The sequence below is a fragment of the Nocardioides sp. genome (genome assembly GCF_036274455.1).
Classification (GTDB): Bacteria; Actinomycetota; Actinomycetes; order Propionibacteriales; family Nocardioidaceae; genus Nocardioides.
In genome coordinates, this window is record NZ_DASUFR010000076.1 from 1 (window position 1) to 20,810 (window position 20,810).

Annotated in this window: 25 protein-coding genes and 2 tRNA genes; 16 read left to right on the plus strand and 11 right to left on the minus strand. The window is 71.8% G+C overall.

Annotation, left to right across the window (positions count from 1 at the left end; all coding sequences use genetic code 11):
* Positions 1-187 precede the first annotated feature (187 nt).
* Entirely contained in the window at positions 188-1,048 is an 861-nt protein-coding gene (locus VFV89_RS06960) for a prephenate dehydratase (protein ID WP_329705192.1), read from the minus strand.
* Between the two features lie 23 nt (positions 1,049-1,071).
* Between VFV89_RS06960 and VFV89_RS06965 the strand changes: the two genes are divergently transcribed.
* Complete coding sequence (locus VFV89_RS06965; protein ID WP_329705193.1) at positions 1,072-1,464, plus strand: DUF4446 family protein; 393 nt, start codon at positions 1,072-1,074, stop codon at positions 1,462-1,464.
* Complete coding sequence (locus VFV89_RS06970) at positions 1,461-2,132, plus strand: class I SAM-dependent methyltransferase (RefSeq protein WP_329705194.1); 672 nt, start codon at positions 1,461-1,463, stop codon at positions 2,130-2,132. Before VFV89_RS06965 ends, VFV89_RS06970 begins: the two co-directional genes overlap by 4 nt.
* Here the strand turns inward: VFV89_RS06970 and VFV89_RS06975 are convergent.
* The gene (locus VFV89_RS06975; protein WP_329705195.1) at positions 2,119-2,997 is read right to left on the minus strand and encodes a MarR family winged helix-turn-helix transcriptional regulator; all 879 of its coding nucleotides are present in this window, start codon (positions 2,995-2,997) and stop codon (positions 2,119-2,121) included. The genes VFV89_RS06970 and VFV89_RS06975 overlap by 14 nt on opposite strands.
* Before the next feature lie 129 nt (positions 2,998-3,126).
* On the opposite strand from VFV89_RS06975, the gene VFV89_RS06980 reads away from it, so the two are divergent.
* A complete protein-coding gene (locus VFV89_RS06980; protein WP_329705196.1) occupies positions 3,127-4,710 on the plus strand; it encodes an MFS transporter in 1,584 nt (527 codons plus the stop codon).
* A 23-nt stretch (positions 4,711-4,733) separates the two neighbouring features.
* Here the strand turns inward: VFV89_RS06980 and VFV89_RS06985 are convergent, their stop codons facing one another.
* Both VFV89_RS06985 and VFV89_RS06990 read right to left on the minus strand, forming a co-directional pair.
* Positions 4,734-5,132 carry a nuclear transport factor 2 family protein gene (locus VFV89_RS06985; RefSeq protein ID WP_329705197.1) on the minus strand — a complete coding sequence of 133 codons (399 nt, stop codon included), beginning with the start codon at positions 5,130-5,132 and terminating at the stop codon, positions 4,734-4,736.
* An 87-nt stretch (positions 5,133-5,219) separates the two neighbouring features.
* Positions 5,220-6,797, minus strand: a complete 1,578-nt coding sequence (locus VFV89_RS06990; protein WP_329705198.1) for a diacylglycerol kinase family protein — start codon at positions 6,795-6,797, stop codon at positions 5,220-5,222.
* Positions 6,798-6,934: 137 nt separating this feature from the next.
* Here VFV89_RS06990 and serS point away from each other — a divergent pair, with 137 nt between their 5' ends.
* From serS to VFV89_RS07015, 5 genes are read left to right on the plus strand one after another with little or no spacing between them, the layout of a single operon-like run.
* Positions 6,935-8,212 carry a serine--tRNA ligase gene (gene serS, locus VFV89_RS06995; RefSeq protein ID WP_329705199.1) on the plus strand — a complete coding sequence of 426 codons (1,278 nt, stop codon included), beginning with the start codon at positions 6,935-6,937 and terminating at the stop codon, positions 8,210-8,212.
* On the plus strand, positions 8,205-9,029 hold the full coding sequence (locus VFV89_RS07000; protein WP_329705200.1) for an HAD family hydrolase: 825 nt from the start codon (positions 8,205-8,207) through the stop codon (positions 9,027-9,029). The genes serS and VFV89_RS07000 overlap by 8 nt, the downstream gene beginning before the upstream one ends.
* On the plus strand, positions 9,029-9,514 hold the full coding sequence (locus VFV89_RS07005; protein WP_329705201.1) for a GNAT family protein: 486 nt from the start codon (positions 9,029-9,031) through the stop codon (positions 9,512-9,514). Before VFV89_RS07000 ends, VFV89_RS07005 begins: the two co-directional genes overlap by 1 nt.
* Entirely contained in the window at positions 9,511-10,299 is a 789-nt protein-coding gene (locus VFV89_RS07010) for a Cof-type HAD-IIB family hydrolase (protein WP_329705202.1), read from the plus strand. Before VFV89_RS07005 ends, VFV89_RS07010 begins: the two co-directional genes overlap by 4 nt.
* A gap of 17 nt (positions 10,300-10,316) precedes the next feature.
* Entirely contained in the window at positions 10,317-10,937 is a 621-nt protein-coding gene (locus VFV89_RS07015; RefSeq protein WP_329705203.1) for a hypothetical protein, read from the plus strand.
* A 4-nt stretch (positions 10,938-10,941) separates the two neighbouring features.
* Here the strand turns inward: VFV89_RS07015 and VFV89_RS07020 are convergent, their stop codons facing one another.
* The 4 genes from VFV89_RS07020 to mobA are packed head-to-tail and all read right to left on the minus strand — an operon-like array spanning position 10,942 to position 13,542.
* Positions 10,942-11,526: a bacterial proteasome activator family protein gene (locus tag VFV89_RS07020; protein ID WP_329705204.1), complete on the minus strand. Its 585-nt coding sequence runs from the start codon at positions 11,524-11,526 to the stop codon at positions 10,942-10,944.
* A gap of 43 nt (positions 11,527-11,569) precedes the next feature.
* Positions 11,570-12,550 carry an NAD(P)H-quinone oxidoreductase gene (locus VFV89_RS07025; RefSeq protein WP_329705205.1) on the minus strand — a complete coding sequence of 327 codons (981 nt, stop codon included), beginning with the start codon at positions 12,548-12,550 and terminating at the stop codon, positions 11,570-11,572.
* Between the two features lie 6 nt (positions 12,551-12,556).
* On the minus strand, positions 12,557-12,916 hold the full coding sequence (locus tag VFV89_RS07030) for a DUF6457 domain-containing protein (protein WP_329705206.1): 360 nt from the start codon (positions 12,914-12,916) through the stop codon (positions 12,557-12,559).
* Between the two features lie 59 nt (positions 12,917-12,975).
* Positions 12,976-13,542 carry a molybdenum cofactor guanylyltransferase gene (gene mobA / locus VFV89_RS07035; protein WP_329705207.1) on the minus strand — a complete coding sequence of 189 codons (567 nt, stop codon included), beginning with the start codon at positions 13,540-13,542 and terminating at the stop codon, positions 12,976-12,978.
* Between the two features lie 45 nt (positions 13,543-13,587).
* Here mobA and VFV89_RS07040 point away from each other — a divergent pair, with 45 nt between their 5' ends.
* The 4 genes from VFV89_RS07040 (at position 13,588) to VFV89_RS07055 (ending at position 16,008) form a co-directional block, all read left to right on the plus strand.
* A complete protein-coding gene (locus VFV89_RS07040) occupies positions 13,588-14,346 on the plus strand; it encodes a carbon-nitrogen hydrolase family protein (RefSeq protein WP_329705208.1) in 759 nt (252 codons plus the stop codon).
* A 37-nt stretch (positions 14,347-14,383) separates the two neighbouring features.
* Positions 14,384-15,583 (plus strand): hypothetical protein, encoded by a 1,200-nt coding sequence (locus tag VFV89_RS07045; protein ID WP_329705209.1) that lies wholly within the window; start codon positions 14,384-14,386, stop codon positions 15,581-15,583.
* A gap of 56 nt (positions 15,584-15,639) precedes the next feature.
* The gene (locus tag VFV89_RS07050) at positions 15,640-15,876 is read left to right on the plus strand and encodes a biotin/lipoyl-binding carrier protein (RefSeq protein ID WP_329705210.1); all 237 of its coding nucleotides are present in this window, start codon (positions 15,640-15,642) and stop codon (positions 15,874-15,876) included.
* A gap of 40 nt (positions 15,877-15,916) precedes the next feature.
* Positions 15,917-16,008 (plus strand) — tRNA-Ser (locus tag VFV89_RS07055).
* Positions 16,009-16,040: 32 nt separating this feature from the next.
* On the opposite strand, the gene VFV89_RS07060 is transcribed toward VFV89_RS07055, so the two are convergent.
* Positions 16,041-16,424, minus strand: a complete 384-nt coding sequence (locus VFV89_RS07060; protein ID WP_329705211.1) for a hypothetical protein — start codon at positions 16,422-16,424, stop codon at positions 16,041-16,043.
* Between the two features lie 99 nt (positions 16,425-16,523).
* On the opposite strand from VFV89_RS07060, the gene VFV89_RS07065 reads away from it, so the two are divergent.
* The 3 genes from VFV89_RS07065 to VFV89_RS07075 all read left to right on the plus strand — a co-directional run bounded on the left by VFV89_RS07065 (position 16,524) and on the right by VFV89_RS07075 (position 17,740).
* A complete protein-coding gene (locus VFV89_RS07065; RefSeq protein ID WP_329705212.1) occupies positions 16,524-16,985 on the plus strand; it encodes a hypothetical protein in 462 nt (153 codons plus the stop codon).
* A 72-nt stretch (positions 16,986-17,057) separates the two neighbouring features.
* A tRNA-Ser gene (locus VFV89_RS07070) sits at positions 17,058-17,147 on the plus strand.
* 452 nt (positions 17,148-17,599) lie between these two features.
* Positions 17,600-17,740, plus strand: a complete 141-nt coding sequence (locus VFV89_RS07075) for a hypothetical protein (protein ID WP_329705213.1) — start codon at positions 17,600-17,602, stop codon at positions 17,738-17,740.
* 192 nt (positions 17,741-17,932) lie between these two features.
* Here VFV89_RS07075 and VFV89_RS07080 read toward each other — a convergent pair whose 3' ends face one another.
* On the minus strand, positions 17,933-18,949 hold the full coding sequence (locus VFV89_RS07080) for a LuxR family transcriptional regulator (protein ID WP_329705214.1): 1,017 nt from the start codon (positions 18,947-18,949) through the stop codon (positions 17,933-17,935).
* A 93-nt stretch (positions 18,950-19,042) separates the two neighbouring features.
* The gene (locus VFV89_RS07085) at positions 19,043-20,503 is read right to left on the minus strand and encodes a helix-turn-helix domain-containing protein (protein WP_329705215.1); all 1,461 of its coding nucleotides are present in this window, start codon (positions 20,501-20,503) and stop codon (positions 19,043-19,045) included.
* Between the two features lie 137 nt (positions 20,504-20,640).
* Between VFV89_RS07085 and VFV89_RS07090 the strand changes: the two genes are divergently transcribed.
* Positions 20,641-20,781, plus strand: a complete 141-nt coding sequence (locus VFV89_RS07090) for a hypothetical protein (protein ID WP_329705216.1) — start codon at positions 20,641-20,643, stop codon at positions 20,779-20,781.
* Positions 20,782-20,810 lie beyond the last annotated feature (29 nt).

Consider the following 20,810-nt stretch of genomic DNA (forward strand, 5'->3'; position numbering starts at 1 on the left):
CTGAACAATCGCGCGGCGCCTGCGCCGCGATAGCCGCACGCTGGCTGTGTTGCCGCCCCTCGAAAGGCGCCCAGCCTGCCTTCGGGACGGACGCCTTGCCATCGCACGACTCTCGCGACGCAGGCATCCACGCCCTTGTTCAGCAGACTCCTACGGGTGGTCGGCCGGCACCAGGCCGAGGGTGGTTTCAGGCGTGGTCCTCGCGGAACGGGTCGGCGGGGTAGACGCCGAGGATCTTCACGTCGGTCGTGAAGAACCTCAGCTCCTCGAGCGCGTTCGCGACGCCGACGTCGGCCGGGTGGCCGTCGACCTCGGCCAGGAACTGGGTCGCGGTGAACTCCCCGCCGACCATGTAGCTCTCGAGCTTGGTCATGTTGACGCCGTTGGTGGCGAAGCCGCCGAGCGCCTTGTAGAGCGCGGCGGGCAGGTTGCGGACGTTGAAGATGAACGACGTCACGACGGGGCCGTTGCCGGGCGCAGCCTCGACCAGCTCTCGGCCCAGGACCACGAACCGGGTGGTGTTGTGCTCCTCGTCCTCGACGTCCTCGGCCAGCACCTCGAGGCCGTAGATCTCCGCGGCCAGCGGCGGCGAGATCGCCGCCTGGGTGGGGTCGCCGGCCTCGACGATCTCGCGGGCGGCCCCGGCGGTGTCGCCGGAGATCACCGGGGTGAGGTTGTGGGCGCGGATGACCTTGCGGCACTGGCCGAGCGCGTGGACGTGGCTGTGCACGGTGCGGATCTGGTCGAGCCTGGCCCCGGGGATCCCGAGCAGCTCGAAGCGGATCCGCAGGAAGTGCTCGGCGATGATGTGCAGCCCCGAGTCGGGCAGGAAGTGGTGGATGTCCGCCACCCGCCCGGCGATCGAGTTGTCGATCGGGATCATCGCCAGGTCGGCCTCGCCGCCCTCGACCGCGGCGAAGACGTCCTCGAACGACGCGCAGGGCACCGCCTCCAGGTCCGGGTAGTGCTCGCGGCACACCTGGTGGGAGTTGGCGCCGGGCTCGCCCTGGTAGGCGATCCTCTCGACGCGGCGCGGGGCTTCGGTCACCGGAGCATCGTAGTTTGGACGACATGACCTTCCTGGTCGTGCTCAGTCTCGTGGTCGCCCTCGCCGCGCTGGCGATCGCGGCCGTCGTCCTGCGCCGTACGCCGGCGCCCCGCGGCGATGTCGACGCCGTGCCCGAGGACGTCGTCGGCCTGCGCCAGGAGGTCGCCGCGCTGCGGGCCGAGGCCAAGGGCGCGCTGCGCCACCTCGGGCTGGTCCGCTACGACGCGTTCGGCGACGTAGGTGGCCGGCAGTCGTGGTCGCTGGCGCTGGTCGACGACGACGGCAACGGCGTCGTGCTGACCGCGATCCACGGCCGCAGCGAGGCCCGCAGCTACGCCAAGAGCATCGTCGACTGGAGGTCCGAGCAACCGATGTCTCCCGAGGAGCAGGACGCAGTGGCGTCCGCGAAGCCATGACCGGCGGGCGGGCGTGGGACGACCTCGCCGACGAGCTGGGCGTCCGGGCGGTCGCCGAGGGCGAGCCCACGCGCTGGTACGACGAGCTGTGGTCGGCCGCCGGCCGCGGAGAGGTCCCGCTGCCGTGGGACCACACCGACCCCAACCCGGTGCTCGCGGGCTGGGCGACAGAGCCGGGCGAGGGGCGCCGGGCGGTCGTCGTGGGCTGCGGGCTGGGCGCCGACTCGGAGTTCCTGGCCAGGAACGGGTGGCGGACGACGGCGTTCGACATCTCACCGGCGGCGGTCGCGGCGGTCCGCGAGCGCTACCCCGACTCGAGCGTCGACTACCGCGAGGGGAACCTGCTCGACCTGACCGGGGACTCGGCCGACCTGGCCGGGGCCTTCGACCTCGTCGTCGAGATCTTCACCCTGCAGGCGCTGCACCCCTCGCTGCGGGAGCAGGCCGTGGCCGGCGTGCGCGGGCTGCTCGCCCCGGGCGGGACCGCCCTGGTCGTCCAGGTCGTGCGCCGCGACGACCAGCCGCGTTCCACGGAGCCGCCGTGGACGCTCACGCGGGCCGAGATGGGGGCAGTGGCCGGTGACGGCGTCGAGCTCGAGTCGCTCGACGAGCTGCTGCCCGAGGGCCGGGTCAACCCGCTGTGGCGGATGGTGCTCACTCGCCGGTGACGAACCGCTGCAGCAGGACGACCAGCCGCTTGGTCTGCCTGCTGTCGAGCGCACCCAGGCGCTCGGCAAGAGTCTGCGTGGCGAGCTGACCGGCACGGTCGAGCACCTCACCGGCAGCGGGCGTCGGGTGCACGAGCTGGGTGCGCCGGTCCCACTCGAGCCGCCTCCGCTCGACCAGGCCCTTGGCCTCGAGGTCGTCGACCATCTGCACGACGCTCGCTCCGCTGATGCCGAGCCGGCGACCGATCTCGGCCTGGGACACCGCGCCCAGCGTGGCAAGGGTGGTGAGCAGGCCGAAGTGCGCGGGGACGATCTGCAGCGGTGCCAGCGCCTCGGAGAAGCCGCGATGCATCCGCAGGTGGGCACGGGTGATGAGGAAGCCGAGGCTCTCGAGCAGCGGTTCGGGGGTGTCGTGGGCGAGCTCGCCGTCGAGCGTGCCGAGCAGCAGCTGGCGCAGCTCCTCACGCTCAGCGAGCGAGAAGCCGGGCGTCAGGGCGTCCTCGAGGTCCTCGGCGTGCCGCCGCCAGTGCCGGGCCGCGGCGGCGCCCTCGGCGGTCCGGGTCAGGGAGTACGAGCGCCGGTCCGCCGGGTTGCGCACCCGCTCGACCAGTCCCTCCTCGGCCAGCCCGGCGGCCACCTTCGCCATGGTCGTGCGGCTGACGTCGATGGTGTCGGCCAGCGACTGCTGGCTCCGCGGCGCGCCGCCGGCCAGGGCCAGCAGGGCGGCGTACGCGTGGATGTCCATCCCGGCCGGAAGGACCGCACCGAGGCTGAGCGTCACCCGGGCGGCGGCGCGCCACAGCAGGTGCCCCGGCTGGTCCTCCAGCCCGGCCACCAGCTCACGGCTGTCGCTGGCCTCCTCCAAGCCCAATAGACGTTCACCCCTTGACGATTAAGTCCTTGACGGACTCCCGCACGCGAGTATCGTACACAGGGTAATCGTTAGGTTCTTGATGATTCGGCCATTGACGAAAGGCCGGGAGAGGGACGCTCCATGACCGAGCCGACCGCCGCCACCACGACCACCGCCGCCGACGCTCCGCCGGCGGCCCGCGACCCCAAGTGGTGGACGCTGGTCGCGGTCTGCCTGGGTGTCTTCATCCTGCTGCTCGACATCACGATCGTGAACGTCGCGCTGGTCGACATCCAGCTCGACCTCGACGCCAGCCTCTCCGACCTGCAGTGGGTGATCGACGCCTACGCGCTGAGCCTCGCTGCGCTGCTGCTCACCGCCGGGTCGCTGGCCGACCTCTACGGCCGCCGGTTGATGTTCATCATCGGCACCTCGCTCTTCCTCGTCGGCTCGATCGCCTGCGGGGCGGCCCAGGACATCTTCTTCCTCCAGGCCTCCCGTGCCTTCCAGGGCATCGGCGGCGCGGCGATGTTCGCCACCGCGCTGGCGCTGATCGCCTCGGCGTACCACGGTCGCGACCGCGGGGTCGCGTTCGGTGCCTTCGGTGCCACGACCGGCGTGGCCGTCGCCGTCGGCCCGGTGCTGGGCGGCGTGCTCACCAGCGGCATCTCATGGCGGTGGATCTTCTTCGTCAACGTCCCGATCTGCCTGTTCGCCATCGCGATCGCCGTCACCCGGGTCCGCGAGTCGCACGACCCGCGGGCGGGCCGCCCGGACTGGATCGGCTTCGTCACCTTCAGCCTCGCCCTCGGCTCCCTGGTCTACGGCCTGATCCGGGCCGGCCAGACCGAGTGGAGCGACGGTCGCGTCGTGTTCTGCCTCGTGGCCGCCGCCGTGCTCCTGGTGCTCTTCCTCATCAGCCAGGTCGTGCAGGAGCACCCGATGTTCGACCTCGGCCTGCTCCGCAAGCCGACGTTCACCGGTGGCCTGATCGCGGCGTTCGGAGTCTCTGCCTCGGTCTTCTCACTGCTGACCTACCTGGTGATCTACGTCCAGAACCAGCTCGGCTACTCCGCGGTGGGCGCCGGCGTCCGGTTCCTCTTCCTGTCCGGTGCGGCGTTCGTCGCGGCGGCGATCGCGGGACGGCTCACCTCGGTGGTGCCGGCCAAGTGGCTCATCGCCCCCGGCTTCGTCGTGCTCGGGGTGGGGCTGGTCCTCATCCACGGCATCGAGGTCAGCTCGTCGTGGACACACCTGATCCCGGGCCTGATCGTCAGCGGCCTCGGCATCGGCATGATCAACACGCCGCTGGCCTCGACAGCGGTGGGCGTCGTCCCGGTGGAGCGCTCGGGCATGGCTTCGGGCATCAACTCCACGCTCCGGCAGGTCGGCATCGCCACCGGCATCGCGGTGCTGGGCACGGTGTTCAGCCACCAGGTCGCCGACGGCATCCGCGACGGCCTCGCCGGCACACCTGCGGCCGACAGGTCCGACGCGATCGCCGCGGCGGTGACCGGCGGGCAGGCCGACGTCGTGATCAAGGCGGCCCCTCCCGGCGTACGCGAGCAGCTGGCGCAGGTCGCTTCCTCGGCCTTCGTCGACGCGCTCAACATCATCACCGTCATCGCCATCGTGGTGGCGTTCGTCTCGGCCGCCTGCTGCTTCGTCCTGATCCGCCAGCGCGACTTCGTCCAGCAAGGACCGGAGGCACCCGGCGGCCACTGACCGCCACCGTCGGCCCGGCGGGGCTACTGCGGCTGCCGCATGTAGAACTCGGTGAACTCCCGGCAGCGACCGTCCTGGTCGAACCGGAGGACGAAACAGTTGTGGAAGACGTTCGTGAACGGTCCGCCGGGCTCGTCGCGGTACGACGAGGTGCCGGTGGCGACCGCCCAGTCGCCGTCCACCGCGACGGGCGCGTACGACGCCTCGAAGGTGCCCGGGGCGTCGCGGGTGGAGGCCCCGGGCTCGGAGCTCTCACCGAGCCAGGACCGCACGACGGCCTCGCGCCCCACGACCGGGTCGTCGTAGGGGTGGTAGCGGTACTCGACGTCGTCGCTGAACAGCTCGCCGATCGACCCGGGCTCATAGCTGCGCCACGCCTCGACGTACCGGTCGAGCCAGCGCTGCACCGTCGTGTGGTCCATCGAGGGATAGTCCCAGACCTTCCCGACGCGCTCGCCGCGTGGGGATGGTTGGGAACGTCTGGGACTATCCCGGCACCGGGCCAGCGACTATCGCGGGACTCGGACGAGCACCCGGCCGTGGATGCACTCCATGTGGAGCTCGCGGCCAGGACCGATCGAGTCGCCGTCGAGCTGGCGGGGGGTGTCGGCACTGGCTCGGACGACGATGGTGCGACCGGTCATCCTGTTGACCAGCTCGTCGGTGCGCGGCCGCTTGGCCAGGACCCGGAAGGCCAGCGGGATCCACGAGAGGAACCGCCGCGGGTGCAGCAGGACGAGGTCGATCAGGCCGTCGTCGATGGCTGCGTCGGGCAGCAGCGGCATGCCGGCCTGGAGGTAGCCGACGTTGCCGACCACGATCGTGCGGGCCCGGTGCGAGGTGAACTCGCCCCCGTCCACCGAGATCTCGGCGCGCACCGCTGGGAACATCAGCGACTTCAGCGCCGAGAGCACGTAGGCGATCCAGCCGACCTTGGCCTTGATGTCCTCGTTGACGCCTTCCATGATCGCCGCGTCGAAGCCCATGCCGGCCATGACCATGAAGTGCGTGCCGTCCGGGATCGCGTCGCCGCTGACCCGCACCATGTCGATGGCCCGGTCCTGCCCGGTGAGCGCGACGTCGATCGCGGCGCGCAGGAAGAGCGGGATGTCGAGGTTGCGGGCCAGCAGGTTGCCGGTCCCGGCCGGGATGATGCCGATCGGGATACCGGTGCCGGCCAGCTCGGCGCACACCTCGCGCACTGTGCCGTCGCCGCCGCACACGAGGACCAGGTCGGCGCCGGCCACCGCGGCCGCCTCGGCCATACCGGTCCCGGGGTCCTCGACGGTCGTGTAGAGCCACGACGGTGTCGGCCAGCCCGCCTCGGTGGCCATCGTGGTCACGATGTGGCGGAACTCGCCGACGTCCTCCAGCTTCGAGGGGTTGAGTACGACGGCCAGGTTGGGCTGCGAGGGCAGCGCCGACGGGAGCACGGGCAGCTGCTCCGCGTGGCTGCGGGGCAGTGGGCTGTAGACCGCCAGCCCGAGCGCCACCATCCCCATCCCCAGCAGGAAGCCGCCGACGACGTCGGAGGGGAAGTGCCGGCCGAGCAGCACCCGGTCGAGGCAGACGACCACCACCATCAGCCCGATCAGCACGTAGAGCAGCCGGCGCACGCTGCCGCGCCGGACCAGCATCACCACGAGGACGATGAGGATCCCGCCCAGCGCGGTGACCGCGGACGCGTGTCCGGACGGGAACGACTTCGACGAGAGCAGAGCATCATCGAGCTGCCAGTCCGGCCGGGACCGGCCGACCAGCGCCTTGATCAGCGTGTACGTCGCCGTGGTCACGACCATCACGCCGGCGGTGAAGGCCGCGGCCCGGCGGTGGCCGCGCAACAGCATCAGGAGCGTGACGACCACGGTCATGATCGTCATGCCGGGCGTCGCGAAGACGACCTCGACGACCCGCAGCGGATGGATCAGCCAGTCGGAGTCCACGGCCCACTTCGCGGCGGGCGACCCCCGCTCGTCGAACCGCGCGACCGGCCCCCAGCCCTCGACGACGGCGGCCGTCACCAGGGCGAAGAGCAGGAAGGACAGCGTCGCCCACCCGAGGAGGACCTGACGCGACCGGTCGAGCACCTGGTCCTCCTGTGGAATCTGGATGCGGGCGACGCAAGCCCGAACGTTAGCCTTTCAATCGTGAACCACCCCCACGAAACCGTGCCGGACGAGGCGCTGCGCGCACCCGGCGCACGTCTCCGCGGGGACGCCGCGAGATGATCGACCCCCGCATCCTGCGAGAGCAGCCCGACCGCGTCCGCGCCGCCCAGGCCAAGCGCGGGCTGTCCGACGCAGTGGTCGACGAGGCGCTGGCGGCCGACGAGCGGCGCCGGCAGGCGATCGCGGACTTCGAGACCAGACGTGCGGAGCAGAAGGCCCTCAGCAAGCAGATCCCCCAGGCCCAGGGCGAGGAGAAGCAGCAGCTGCTCGAGCGCACCAAGGCGCTCTCGGCCGAGGTGAAGGCCGCCGAGGCCACGCAGGGCGAGGCCGAGGCCGCCTGGCAGGCCGCGATGATGGCCATCCCCAACGTGGCCCACGACCAGGCGCCCGCCGGTGGTGAGGACGACTTCGTCGTGCTCGAGACCATCGGCACACCGCGCGACTTCACCGCCGAGGGGTTCGAGCCCCGTGACCACGTCGAGCTGGGCCGGATCCTCGGCGCCATCGACATCGAGCGCGGCGCCAAGGTGTCGGGCTCACGCTTCTACTTCCTCACCGGCGTGGGCGCACAGCTCGAGCTGGCCCTGGTCAACCTGGCCATGGACCAGGCCCGGGACGCCGGCTTCACCCAGGTCATCGCGCCGTCCCTGGTGCGACCGCGCGCGATGGAGGGCACCGGCTTCCTCGGCCAGGCCGCCGACGACGTCTACCGGATCGAGGGCGAGGACCTCTACCTCGTCGGTACGTCGGAGGTGCCGATGGCGGCCTACCACTCCGACGAGATCCTCGATGCCTCGGCGCTGCCGCTGCGCTACGCCGCGTTCAGCCCGTGCTTCCGCAAGGAGGCCGGCTCGCACGGCAAGGACACCCGCGGGATCATCCGGGTGCACTGGTTCGACAAGGTGGAGATGTTCGTGTTCACCACGACCGAGGACTCCGACGCCGAGCACCGGCGGCTGCTGGAGTGGGAGAAGGAGTTCCTCGACAAGCTCGACCTCGCCTATCGCGTCATCGACGTGGCTGCCGGCGACCTCGGGCTGTCGGCGGCCCGCAAGTTCGACTGCGAGGCCTGGATCCCCACCCAGGGCCGCTACCGCGAGCTCACCTCCACCTCCAACTGCACCGAGTTCCAGAGCCGCCGCCTCGACATCAGGGGGCGGTTCCCCGACGGCACCCGGCCGGTTGCCACGCTCAACGGCACGCTCTGCGCGATGACGCGCACGATCGTGGCCATCCTCGAGACCCACCAGAACGCCGACGGCTCGGTCACGCTGCCGCAGGCGCTGCGTCCCTACATGGGCGGCATCGAGGTCCTCAAGCCGGTACATGAGTAGCGACGGCTGGGCACCCAAGCTGGTCGCCCTGGACATCGACGGGACATTGCTGAAGTGGGTCGAAGGCGCCGGCACGACCCACGAGGAGATCGCGCCCGCCGTCGGTGACGCCGTACGCCGCGCCCGCGACGCCGGGTGTCACATCGTGCTCGCCAGCGGGCGCTCGCCCCACGGCATGACGACGGTGGCCGACCGGCTGGGGCTCTACCTCGACGGCGAGCCGCTGTGGGTGGTCGCCAGCAACGGTGCGGTGGTCTTCCGCTACCCACCTCTCGAGGTGGTCCGCGAGGAGACCTTCGACGCCGCCCCCGCCGTGGCCGCGGTCCTCGAGCGCCACCCCAACGCACTGGTGGCGGTCGAGGAGCGCGGCGTCGGCTACCGGGTCACCAAGGAGTTCCCGTTCGGGGAGCTGTCGGGCGAGATGATCCTCACCGAGGTCGACGACCTGGTCTCGGCGCCGGTCAGCCGGGTGATCATCCGCGACCCCGAGGCGACGGCCGAGGACTTCGTGGCGCTCGCCAAGGAGCTCGGCCTGCACGGGACCGACTACGTCGTCGGCTGGACCGCCTGGCTGGACCTGGCCCCCGTGGGTGTCTCCAAGGCGTCCGGCCTCGCCTACGTCGCCGAGCAGCTCGGCGTCGACGCGGCCGACGTGCTGGCCATCGGCGACGGACGCAACGACATCGAGATGCTGCAGTGGGCCGGCCGGGGGGTGGCCATGGGACAGGCGGTCCAGCCGGTCCAGGACGTCGCCGACGCGGTCACCGGCACGGTCGGCGACGACGGCGCCGCCACCGAGCTGGCGAGGTACTTCTGATGGCAGCCCTGCCGGACGTCGTCGAGACGGAGCGACTGCGGCTGCCGCTCTGGAGGGCCGCGGACGTGGCCGCGATCCGCGCCGGCGAGCGCCGTCCGGACTGGCACCTGCAGTTTCCGCGCGAGGAAGACACCTTGGCGGCGTCGCTCTGGCGCGAGGGCGACCCGTGGGCACCCCGGTCGATCAGCCGCGCAGACGTCGTGGTCGGGTCCATCGGGTTCTTCGGACCACCCGAGCCGGCCTCCGACGGCACCCCCGAGGTCGAGGTCGGCTACGGCCTGGTCGAGGACGCCCGTGGCGTCGGCTACGCCACCGAGGCCCTGCAGGCGATGGCGCGCGCCGCCGAGACAGCAGGCGCCCGGCTGCGCGCGAGTGTCAGCCCCGACAACCAGGCCAGCATCCGGGTGCTGGCCAGGTGCGGCTTCACCGAGCTCCGCGGGAGCAACGAGCACGGCGAGCTGGTGATGGTGCGGCCGCTCCGGTGACTCCCAAGCTCGTGGCCACCGACCTCGACGGGACGCTGCTCGACAGTCGCGGGGAGCTGTCGGAGCGCACCCGCGCGGTACTCGACCGCCTGGACGCGGCCGGGGTGCCCCTCGTCGTCGTCACCGCCCGGCCGCTGCGCTGGATGACCGATCTCTGGCCGGTCGTGGGGCGGCACGGCATCGGAGTCGTCTCCAACGGCGCGATCGTCTACGACGTCGCCGAGGCCCGGATCCACGAGCTCGAGGGGATCGAGGTCGAGGCGGGGCTCGCGCTCGTCGCGGCGATCCGCGAGCAGCTCCCCAACGCGGTGTTCGCCTTCGAGATGGTGTCGGGCTTCGCCCGGGAGCCCGCCTACGACGAGCCACACCACGTCCCGGACGGCAGCCCGTCCGGCACACCGGAGGAGGTGCTCACCGGTCCTGCGGTCAAGGTCCTCGTCAAGGCGCCCGGCTCCTCCCCGGCCGAGCTCCGCGCCGGCGTGGTCGCCGCGGTCGGCGACACGGCCACGCCCACCTGGTCCACCGCGGGGCTGGTCGAGATCAGCGCCGCGGGGGTGACGAAGGCCGCCGCGCTGGCCCGGGTGTGCGACCGCCTCGGGATCGCCGCGGCAGACGTCGTCGCCTTCGGCGACATGCCCAACGACCTCGCCCTGCTCGAGTGGGCGGGGACGTCGTACGCCGTCGCCAACGCCGACCCGCAGGTGCTCGCCGTCGCCGACCACGTGACGGCGAGCAACGACGAGGACGGCGTGGCACTTGCCCTGACTGGCATCTTCGACTTGTGATCTGCTCTCATGGCCGGGTGCTCCGACGCCTCCTGACCACGTTGGTGGGGATCGCGATCACCTCGCTCGCGGTGCTCGGGGCAGGCCTGCCCGCGCACGCCGCCAAGCCCGCCAAGCGGGCACCCGCGTGTCCCCCGGTGACGGTCAGGGACAGCACGAAGGCGGCCATGGCTGTGTTCAGCGGCACCGTCGACGACGTCCAGCGCGGCGCGCGCACCGACGGCGTGCCGGGCGCGATCTACGACCACACCGTGACGGTGGACCTCGTCTACCAGGGCAAGATCGACACCGAGACGGTCACCGTGCAGACCGACCGCAACAAGGTGGCCTGCAGCCTCGGGGCCCTGACCGTGGGCACGGAGTACATGTTCTTCGTCACCGGCACCGGCGAACCCTGGGTGGCCGGAGGCATGAGCGGCACCCGCGTCAACAACGACACCGTGACCGCGCAGGTGGTGCGGCTGCTGGGCGAGGGGAAGCCCACGAGCCAGCCGCCACCCGAGCCGGCGCAGTTCACCCCGGTGGGAGCCGGCGAGCCGCAGTCGTTCTCCCGGCTCGCCGCGCCCGGCGGCGCGCTGGTCCTGATCGGACTGCTCGGGTTGCTGGTCGTGCGCGGGGTCAGCCGGCGTACGCCCTGACGGGCTAGAGGTACATCCCGCCGGAGTCACCCGGCTGAGGCGGCTGCTGCTCGGCCGGCTGCTGTGGCTGGCTGGAGCCGACCGGTAGCCCGCGCCGCATCTGCTCGAACTGCGCCCGCGCGGCCATCTGCTGGGCGTAGATCGCGGTCTGGATCCCGTGGAAGAGCCCCTCCAGCCAGCCGACCAGTTGGGCCTGGGCGATCCGAAGCTCCGCGTCGGACGGCGTCGCGTCGTCGGAGAACGGCAGGGCCAGCCGCTCGAGCTCCTCGACCAGGTCTGGAGACAGCCCGGCCTCGAGCTCGTGGACGGAGGCCTTGTGGATCTCCTTGAGCCGGTTGCGGCTGGCCTCGTCGAGCGGGGCGGACTTCACCTCCTCGAGAAGCTGGCGGATCATGCTCCCGATCCGCATCACCTTGGCCGGCTGCTCGACCTGGTCGGTGATCGACCGCTCGGGCTCCTCGTCCTCGCCGGACGCCTGCTCGACCAGCGCCGACTCGGGCACCGCCCCCAGCGGCTGTCCGTCGGGACCGACGATCACGACCTGACGCTCCTGCGGCTTCCGGGACCCGGATTCCTGCTGCTCGGTCATAGCGCCACGGTATCCGGCGCCATGTCGGGGACACCTCGCGGCCTCAGCGCATGACCAGCAGGATCTTCCCGGTGTGCGTCCCGGACTCCATGAGCTCGTGCGCCCGGCGTACGTCGTCGAGCGGGACCGTGGTGTCCACGATCTCGCGGACCCGACGCTCGGCCACGAGCGGCCAGACGTGCTCGACCACCGAGGCGCAGATCGCCGCCTTCTCCTCCGGCGGCCTCGCTCGCAGGGTGGTGCTGATGATCGCCCCGCGCTTGCGCATGAGGACGTTGAGGTCGAGCTCGCCACGAGTGCCGCCCTGCAGGCCGATGATCACGAGCCGCCCCTCGGTGGCGAGGGCCGCGACGTTGCGCTCGAGGTAGGCCGCGCCCATGTTGTCGAGGATCACGTCGGCGCCGGCGCCGCCGGTGTGCTCCTCGACCACCTCGACGAAGTCCTCCTCGTGGTAGTCGATCGCCACCTCCGCACCGAGCGTGCGACAGAAGTCCCGCTTCTCCGCCGTGCCGGCCGTGGTCACCACCCGCGCCCCGAGCTCGGTCGCGAGCTGGATGGCGAAGCTCCCGATCCCACCGGCGCCGCCGTGCACCAGCAGCACCTCGTCCGGCCGCAGCGCAGCCAGCATGAACAGGTTCGACCACACCGTGGCCGCCACCTCGGGCAGCGCCGCGGCGGCCACCAGGTCGACGCCCTCGGGCACCGGCATCAGCTGCCCGGCGGGCACCGTCACGTGGGTGGCGTAGGCACCGGCTGAGAGCAGCGCACACCCCTGGTCACCGACGGACCAGCCCTCGACGTCGGCGCCGACCGCGGTGACGGTCCCGCTGCACTCCATGCCCAGCACGTCGGACGCACCGGGCGGCGGCGGGTAGAAGCCCTGCCGCTGGAGCAGGTCCGCCCGGTTCAGGCCGGCGGCCGCCACCTCGAGCAGAACCTCGCCGCTGCCGGGCTCCGGGTCCGGCAGCTCCCGCACGGCGAGGACCTCGGGCCCGCCCGCCCCGTCGGCGAGGACGGCCCGCACGGGGGCCTAGACCTCTTCGTCGACGAGCTCGTCGGCCCGGTCGTCGATGTAGAGGTCGCCGGTGTGGTCGACGGAACGGTCGTCCGGGATCGGGTCGTCCACGTCATCGGGGTCGCGGGCGTCGGCCGGACGGTCCCAGCCCTCCGCCAGCTCCTGGGCGCGGGCGGCGAGCCGCTCGACCTCGTCCGGGTCGGCGTCCTGGGCGGCGGCGGCATAACCGAGGAGGTAGGCAGTGACGGGCGCCGCCAGTCGCTCGACGTTCTCGGCAGCGCACTTGGTGAGGTCGGCCAGCAGTCCCTCGTCGACCTCCACGTCCTCGAGATCGAGGACGTCGCTCAGCTCGTCGATCCAGTCGTGGAGGTTCACGGGTTCAGACTTCCGCGCAGATCGGCGTCTCGCAAGTTCCTTGTCTCGACCACCCCACCTCACCGGGTGAGGTCCCGGACATCGGCCCAGGTGTCCACGTCGCGGTGCTCTTGACCCTCGGCGGCGACCTCGGCCAGGTCGAGCGGCGCGAGCAGCCGGTGCAGGGCCAGGTTGTGCTGCTCCTCCAGCCCGGGTCGTACGCCGTCCAGCCGCGCGACGTCGAGCACCATCGCCAGCTGCCGTCGGCCGTCCGGCCCGACGAGCACCGCGCCGTCGTGGCCCTCCATCGCGGAGCGCAGCCGCCGGAAGGTGCGCGCGGTGAGGAAGGGCATGTCGCAGGCCAGCACCACGACGGTGCCGCGCGGGTCGAGGAGTGCGTCCCTGCCGGTGAGCAGGGCCGCGGCCGGGCCGCCCCCGCGCGGGTCCTCGCGGGTGAAGGTCACCGGTCGCTGCGTCGGCACCGGGTCACCGACGACGACGACCTCGGCGGCGTCGATCACGGCGTCCAGCGCCCAGGTGAGGAGCGTGCGTCCGTGCAGCTCGAGCGAGGCCTTGTCGGCGCCGTCGAGCCGGACCGCGCCACCGCCGGCGAGGACGACCGCGGTGAACGACCCGGGCGTGGACACGGGTCAAGTGTGGCCGGTGGCCGGCGGCGCGGGACACTGGTGACCATGCTCTCGGTCACGGTGGTCCAGGAGGCGTCGGGGCTCGACCCGGCCGCCAACCGCGCGCGGCTGCGTGAGCTGGTGCCCTCGGACAGCGACCTGGTGGTACTTCCCGAGGCGTTCGCCCGGGACTTCGGGGAGGCCGGGTCAGACGTCAGCCCGTTCGCCGAGCCCCAGGACGGCCCGTTCGGGACCGAGCTCGCGAAGGTGGCGGCCGAGCACAACACGACCGTGGTCGCGGGGATGTTCGAGACCTCCGAGGATCCGGCCCGTCCCTACAACACTCTGCTGGTCCGGGGCGCCACCACGGCGTCGTACCGCAAGATCCACCTCTACGACTCCTTCGGCTACCAGGAGTCCGGCTCCCTACACGCCGGCCCGCTGACCCCCGTGGTGGTCGACATCGCGGGCTTCCGGGTCGGGCTGATGACCTGCTACGACCTCCGCTTCCCCGAGCTCGGGCGGGCCCTGGTCGACCAGGGGTCGGAGGTGCTCGTGGTGCCGTCGGCCTGGGTGGCCGGGCCGCGCAAGGTCGAGCACTGGCGCACCCTGGTCCGCGCCCGGGCCATCGAGAACACGGTGTTCGTCGTCGCCGCCGGCCAGCCCGGACCCCGCTACACCGGCCACTCGATGGTCATCGACCCGCGCGGAGACGTGCTGGCAGGGGCCGGCGACGGCCCGGACGTGCTGCGCGCCACCCTCGACCGCGGCGTCCTGGAGGAGGCCCGCGTGACCAACCCCTCGCTCGCCAACCGACGGTTGTAGCCGCGCGCCTCACCCCCTCTCTGTAATCTGTTCTGTCGTGCCACGGACCGCCCCTCGACGACGCGCGACGCGCCACGAGCGGGTCCGGTCGCTCGACCGCGAGCCGGTGGTCGTCACGACCGCCGCTCGGCCGGCGCCCGACCCCGGGCCCGACCCCGGGCCCGACCCCGCGCCCGACCCCGAGCCGATGCGCGAGGAGGTCGTCCCCGGCCCCACGGGGGCAGCCGCCGGACCCGAGCTGACGGTCTCCGTGCCCGACCGGGAGCCGGTCCAGAGCAGGCTGCTCGTCGCGCTCTGGGTCCTGGTCGTGGCCGGCGGGCTCGCGGCCCTGGTGGCGGCGATGATCCCGCGAGGTCCGGACTGGCTCGACGGTGCCGGAGCGGTCGCCGTCGTCACGGCATACTCCTGGGCACTCGCGGCTCGCACCGGAGGCCGCCCGGTCATCTTCGGCGGCCTGGCGCTGGTGCTGGGGTTGCTCGTCCTGCTGCTCGACCAGGACTACCTGTGCACCGGAGCCGCGGTCATGACCTGTGTGGTCTCGGCGGTGCTCGGGGTGATGGCGACCACTCCGGCGGTGCGGTTCTCCCGCGCCGCCCGGGAGTGCGTGGTCGCGGTGGTCATCGCGGCCATCGGGGCGATGGCCACGATCGGCTTCGACCCCGTGGTGTCGGTCGTGCGGTTCGAGTACGTCACCCTCGGCCTGGCGATGCTGGGCGCCTTCGGCGTCGTCTACCGGCTCGGGGCCGGCCTGCACGGGCTCGGACGCCGCGGCCTGGTGGTGGTGGCGATCTGCGGGGTCCTGCTCGCGGTCACCCTGCTGTACGCCGAGATGCTGCGCCGCTACGGTTCGCAGGACCTCGTCGACCACCTGCTCGGCGGGGTTCGGTGGAGCCGGGACCACCTCGGCGCCTTCCCGCGCCCGATCGAGGCCGTCCTCGGCGTACCCGCGCTCGCCTGGGGCTGCCACATGCGCGCCCGGCGCCGGCAGGGGTGGTGGCTGTGCGCGTTCGGCGTCGCCGCGACGGCGCCGGTGGCCAACGCACTGGTGAACCCGGCGATCTCGCTGCTCGAGTGCGGCCTCTCGGTCCTCTACGCCCTCGTCGTCGGCCTGGTCATCGGCTACGTCGTGATCCGCACCGACCTCGCGCTCACCGGCTCCCGCGGCCAGGGCGGCCGCCGGCTCGAGGAGGCCGCGGCGGTCCGCCCCGAGCCCCCGCGCACCGCTGCGCTGCTCTAGATGCTCCCTACTAGCCAGCGGGGCGGGCACCGGCGGTGCCCACTAGGTTCTCTCGCATGGTCCGCGAACGGGTGTCCGAGGTCGTGGCGGAGATGGTGGCCAATGTGCTGAGCGTCTCGGTCGCGCCAGGAGACCAGGTCTCGGCGGGCGACGTGGTCGTCGTCCTGGAGTCGATGAAGATGGAGATCCCGGTCATCGCCGAGGCCGACGGCACGGTGCGTGCGGTGAAGATCGCGCCGGCCGACGTGGTCCAGGACGGCGAGGTGATGCTCGAGCTGGTCCTGGACGACTGAGTCCTAGGATCGTCGGGTGCGCCGGTCCACCGGAGCGCACGGAGGGGTGCCGGAGTGGCCGATCGGAACCGCCTTGAAAGCGGTCGCTGGCAGAGATGTCAGCCGCGGGTTCGAATCCCGCCCCCTCTGCCACCCCCTCTGCCACGCCTGCAGTTGAGAGCGACCTACTCCGAGCCGCCGAGCTCCAGCTCCACCTCGTCGTAGACCAGGTCGTTGATCCGCTGCACGTGCCGCTGGATGTCGACGACGAGCCGCTTGAGCTCGATCCGGGTGGCCTCGACATCCGGGGTCTCCAGGATCTGCGGCCCGAGGATGCTGAGCCGGGACAGCAGCGCGTTGCGCTCCCGGAACGCAGACCCACCGCGCGCGGCGAGCCACCCGTCGTCAGACCCGGCAGCCTCGCCGACCAGCGCGTCACGCACACCGCCCATCCGCTGCCGAACCAGCCACCGCCAGTTCCCCAGCGGGATGCCGGGCTTGCGGGGGGAGTCGAGGGCGGCATCGAGCGCCTTGAGGGCGCCGGGGAGGGCGGGCGGAACGGTGGGCATCGGCGGCCTCCTAGGCCGGGGTCTTCGAGTGTGACCGAGCTCACTGGTACTCACAAGTCCCGGTTTGGGCGCTGAGACCGTTCCCGGTTCAATCAGTTCGTGCCCTCGACCGAACCCACCGTCTACCGGCTGGCGCCTGCGTTCGTAGCCAGGTTGCTGGGGCTGGTGCTGGTCGGGCTGGCCGTCGTGGTGTTCGTCGGTACGGCGGTCGTCGCGATCGCCGGCCTCTCCCTCGACGTGCTGGTCGTGGTCGTCCTCCTCGGCGTTGTCGCAGGGGTCGCGTCCGGGTGGTGGCTGCGCAGCAGGGCGTGGGTGCTGCGCTGCACCGACGACGGCTATCGGGTGCGGCTGGTGCGGGGCGCCGGCGTCACCGAGGCCCGCTGGAGCGCGGTGGATGACGCCGTGACGTCGTACCGGCGGGACGTGGCCTGCCTGGAGCTGCGGCTGAGTGACGGTCGGACCACGACGATCCCGGTCGGGGTCCTCGACGTCGACAAGGAGCAGCTCGTCCGCGAGGTCCAGGCGCGGCTGCAGCAAGGCCACGGTCTGCATCCGCTCTAGGAGCAGCCTCCTGGCCGTGGACTCTTGCGGACAATTACGCAGGAGCCGCGGGCTGCTTGTACCCTCCTCGGCGGAGGCGTCGCCTAGTCCGGTCTATGGCGCCCGCCTGCTAAGCGGGTTTGGGTCAACAGCCCATCGCGGGTTCAAATCCCGCCGCCTCCGCAGAGGTCGTCACTGCGACCCGACGGCTCCCGGCCACGGTCCGGGAGCCGTCGCGCATTCCGGCTCAGGGTGGGAAAGTGGCGAAAAAGTTGTCACGTCGGGCGTGTCGGCGGCCGTACCGGGCCACCTGGACGCGTTGCTCGCGTCCGCGTGCCCGACGGAGCCGCTTCCGAGGGCCAGAAGGTGCAGTGGTCGCGACGGGACTTGCTGCAGCGCCCGCCCTCGATCCGGGCTCCTGGCGTCGTCACTGGGGTCCCAGCAGCCCCAGAAGCGCTCACGACCCCAAGGTGGGCATGACGCTACGGCGCGTGGGTCAAGTATCAACGAACTGCATGTTTTTGCAATGCAGATTTGTGAGGCAGCCGTGGACTCACGCCTTGCCTGACCCTGCAGACAGACTACCGGAGTGGGGCCGTTCCGTGGGCCCAGCAAGAGACCGAAGTGGGGAGACCATGAAGAAGATCGTGCGCAGGATTGCCGTCGTCATCGGTGCGGTGGCAGTGTCCGCCGGCCTCCTTGGCGCCACGGCGGCGCCGTCGCAGGCAGCGGCGCACTCGGTCAGCCGCTCAGCGTTGGACACCCAGTGGGGCTGACCTGACCGATACCCAGTCTTGAGACGGGGACCCGACTTTCCCCCCACTTGTCCGGTCCCAGCGCCTACCCCCCAGGCCCGTCTCAACCACACGAGGGCAGTGACCGCAGGGTCGCTGCCCTCGTGACATTTCTCGGGTGCACACGGAACGCCCGAGAAGGCGCCGGCGGGGTGAGCGGGACCCGGGCCTGCCTCACTCCGCCGGCTCGCCCTCGATCTCCTCCTGGCCCGAGATGCCCATCCGGCCCATCGTGTAGCCGAGCTGGAAGCGCGTGTCCGCGTCGTAGTCGGCCTTCAGGTCGGCGACGTAGCCGGCGTAGGTGCGCGGGCTGACCCCCAGCCGCTTGGCGCTCACCGGGTCGCTGTGGCCCTCGATCAGCATCCGCATGGTCATCGCCCGCTGCTCGGCGGCGATGTCCTTCAGCAGCGACGTCTCGCGGTTGGTGAAGGGACGGCCGCGCTCCCAGGACCGCTCGAAGACGTCGACGAGGAACGCGACCACCGCGGGCTCGCGCACGATCACCGCCACACCGGGCTCGTCGCGGTTCGGGATCACCGCGACCCGGCGGTCGACCACGATCATCCGGTTGAAGAACTCATCGAGGGTGCGCACCTCGGCGCCGCGGGCGGTGACGGCCGCGACGTACTTGTGCGTCACCGAGCTGCGCCGGGCACTGTGCTGGTAGAGCGTGCGCATGGTGGCGCCGCGCTCGAGCAGCTCGATGTCGCGGAGCGCGGCTCGGGCCAGCTGGCGGGCGTTGCGGCCCGCCTCGGGCTGCGCGGTGAAGATCTCCTCCTCGCACTCGGCCACCAGCTGGTCGAGGACGCTGTTGATCAGGTCGAGGTTGCGCAGGTAGGTGAACGGGCCGCGCGCCGAGGACTGCGGGGCCCGTCGCCAGCTCTGGGCCAGGTTGGTGAAGGCGGAGTTCCACTGCGAGCTCTCGGAGAGCAGCTTGGCGGCCTCCTGGCTCAGCGGCGAGACGATCCGGCTCTGGACGCTGGTGGGGTCCTCGGGCTCCCACTGGTCCTGCTCGCGGTTGAAGGTGAGCAGCCCCATCTCGACCAGGAGGTCGAAGGCCTTGCGCAGCTCGCCGTCCTCGGCGATGCGGTAGTCGTTGGCCGGGATCCCGCCCCGCTGGCAGATCTCCTCATAGAGCTTGGTGGCGTCGTCCTCGAACACGGCGCGCTCGTCGGGCCCGTAGCTCGGCATGGCTCACCACCCCTCGACGGCCGCAACTTTGTGCAACGCCGATGATCCCACACGGGCGTCGCGTCGTGAGGCCCGTGTGGCCCGTGAGGCTCCTCAGGAGAGGCTGCTGGGCGACTGCGACGGAGTCGTCCGGGGGGAGCCCTCCGGCGGCGTACCGATCACCGGGACGCGTCCGGCCGGCACCTGCTCCGGAGTGGTGCGCGGCGCCGAGGCAGGCGGGGTGACCACGGGGAGACGCGAGGTGAGGCCTGCGGAGGCAGCGGCCCGGTGGAAGGCGTCTGCCGACTCGGCGACCAGCCCGGCCTGGGCGGCGAGCGTCCCGATCTCGAACCAGACCTGAGCGGCCTCGCGATCGGCGCCCGCGCCCGTCAGCGTCACGATCGCGCGGCGGTACCAGGCCTTGGCGTCCTCGTGGTCCCCGATGCTCCACGCGACCTGGCCGAGCAGCACGAGTGCGTCCACGCTGACCAGCGGGAGCTCTTCGTCGGCGTCGGCGAGCACCTGGAGGGCGTGCTGCTGGGCCTCTTCCGCCTGCCCCTCGAGGAGCAGCGCCTGCGCGCGGACCAGCCCGTTGCGGGCCCGGTCGACGGGCGAGGCCTCGCTCCAGTCGAGCTCCAGGTCGGCCATCCGGATCTGCTCCTTGGCGTCCTCGAGCCTCGGCGGGTCGGCGCGGAGCATGATCGAGCTCAGCTGGATCCGGAGCCGTCCGACGTCGCGGACCCGCTCGGTGTTCTCCAGCAGGTGCAGCGCACGCTTGGCCAGCGGCAGGGCGCCTGCGACGTCGCCCGCCTCGGCGCGGATGGCGCTCGCGTTCCAGTAGGCCGAGGCGCGAGCCACCGGCGAGCTGAGCCGCTCGGACTCGGCGATGGCCCGGTCGCACAGCTCCGCGGCCTCGGCCGCACGCCCCGACATGAACAGGGCTGCCGCCAGCGTGACCGAGAGCCGGATGCCTTCCTCGCTCCCGAGGACGTCGGGCGGCTGCTCGTCGACGAGCCGCTGGGCGACCGCGATGGCCCGCTCGAACTGCCCCTGCTCCCGCCAGATGCGGCACAGGGCGGTCGCGACCTTGAGCCGCGTGCCGACCTCGGGCGCGTCGTTGAGGAGCTGCTGCAGGGCGCCTACGGCGGTGGGGTCACCGAGGGCGTCCAGCGCGGCAGCCTCGGCGTAGCGGGCTCGGATCGTGCCCCCGGGAACGGTGTCCAACCCGGGGGAGCCGAGCGCCTCGCGAGCCAGCCTGAGCGCGTTGTCCGCCTCCCCGCCGGCGAGCGAGAGGTCCGCATGGTCGAGAAGGAGCTCGAGCCGCTGGGCGTCCTCCCAGCCGTCCCCGAGCACCAGGAACTCGACCGTGACGCCGAGCCGCGCGGCGAGGATGCCGAGCAGCTCGACGTTGGGCCGCCGCTGTCCACTCTCGATGCGGGACACGAATCCGACGGAGGCGTCCGGGCCGGCCAGCTCGGGCTGGGTGAGACCGGCTGCGACGCGCGCCGCCCTGATGCGAGCGCCCAGTACCGCGGGGTCCAGTGCGGTGAGCTGGTGCGCGAGCTCAGGCGACATGGGCACATCTTGCCGGATTTTTCCGCCGAAGTGGGCAACTACTTCATTTTGGGGACGCGTGGGGCGGGTGTGACGCGATTTGCTTGCGCTGACTCATGCGGTGGGAACCACCCACCGTCCTGACGCGAGGAGTCCACATGAGGAGCAAGTCCGTTCGCCTGACGGTCGCGGGCCTGGTTGCTGTCCTGAGCGTGCTCGGCCTGAGCCAGACCTCGGCAGACGCGAAGGTCATCAACCACCACCACGTGTCCAAGGTCGGCCCGTCCTGGTGCTGCTGACGTAACTAGCTGAACAAGGGGTCCGCAGG

Coding starts and splice junctions, on each gene's coding strand:
- VFV89_RS06965 (WP_329705193.1), top strand. CDS start 1,072: ATGACCTTCCTGGTCGTGCTCAGTCTCGTGGTCGCCCTCGCCGCGCTG.
- VFV89_RS06970 (WP_329705194.1), top strand. CDS start 1,461: ATGACCGGCGGGCGGGCGTGGGACGACCTCGCCGACGAGCTGGGCGTC.
- VFV89_RS06980 (WP_329705196.1), top strand. CDS start 3,127: ATGACCGAGCCGACCGCCGCCACCACGACCACCGCCGCCGACGCTCCG.
- VFV89_RS06985 (WP_329705197.1), bottom strand. CDS start 5,132: ATGGACCACACGACGGTGCAGCGCTGGCTCGACCGGTACGTCGAGGCG.
- serS (WP_329705199.1), top strand. CDS start 6,935: ATGATCGACCCCCGCATCCTGCGAGAGCAGCCCGACCGCGTCCGCGCC.
- VFV89_RS07000 (WP_329705200.1), top strand. CDS start 8,205: ATGAGTAGCGACGGCTGGGCACCCAAGCTGGTCGCCCTGGACATCGAC.
- VFV89_RS07005 (WP_329705201.1), top strand. CDS start 9,029: ATGGCAGCCCTGCCGGACGTCGTCGAGACGGAGCGACTGCGGCTGCCG.
- VFV89_RS07020 (WP_329705204.1), bottom strand. CDS start 11,526: ATGACCGAGCAGCAGGAATCCGGGTCCCGGAAGCCGCAGGAGCGTCAG.
- VFV89_RS07040 (WP_329705208.1), top strand. CDS start 13,588: ATGCTCTCGGTCACGGTGGTCCAGGAGGCGTCGGGGCTCGACCCGGCC.
- VFV89_RS07050 (WP_329705210.1), top strand. CDS start 15,640: ATGGTCCGCGAACGGGTGTCCGAGGTCGTGGCGGAGATGGTGGCCAAT.
- VFV89_RS07060 (WP_329705211.1), bottom strand. CDS start 16,424: ATGCCCACCGTTCCGCCCGCCCTCCCCGGCGCCCTCAAGGCGCTCGAT.
- VFV89_RS07075 (WP_329705213.1), top strand. CDS start 17,600: ATGAAGAAGATCGTGCGCAGGATTGCCGTCGTCATCGGTGCGGTGGCA.
- VFV89_RS07080 (WP_329705214.1), bottom strand. CDS start 18,949: ATGCCGAGCTACGGGCCCGACGAGCGCGCCGTGTTCGAGGACGACGCC.
- VFV89_RS07085 (WP_329705215.1), bottom strand. CDS start 20,503: ATGTCGCCTGAGCTCGCGCACCAGCTCACCGCACTGGACCCCGCGGTA.
- VFV89_RS07090 (WP_329705216.1), top strand. CDS start 20,641: ATGAGGAGCAAGTCCGTTCGCCTGACGGTCGCGGGCCTGGTTGCTGTC.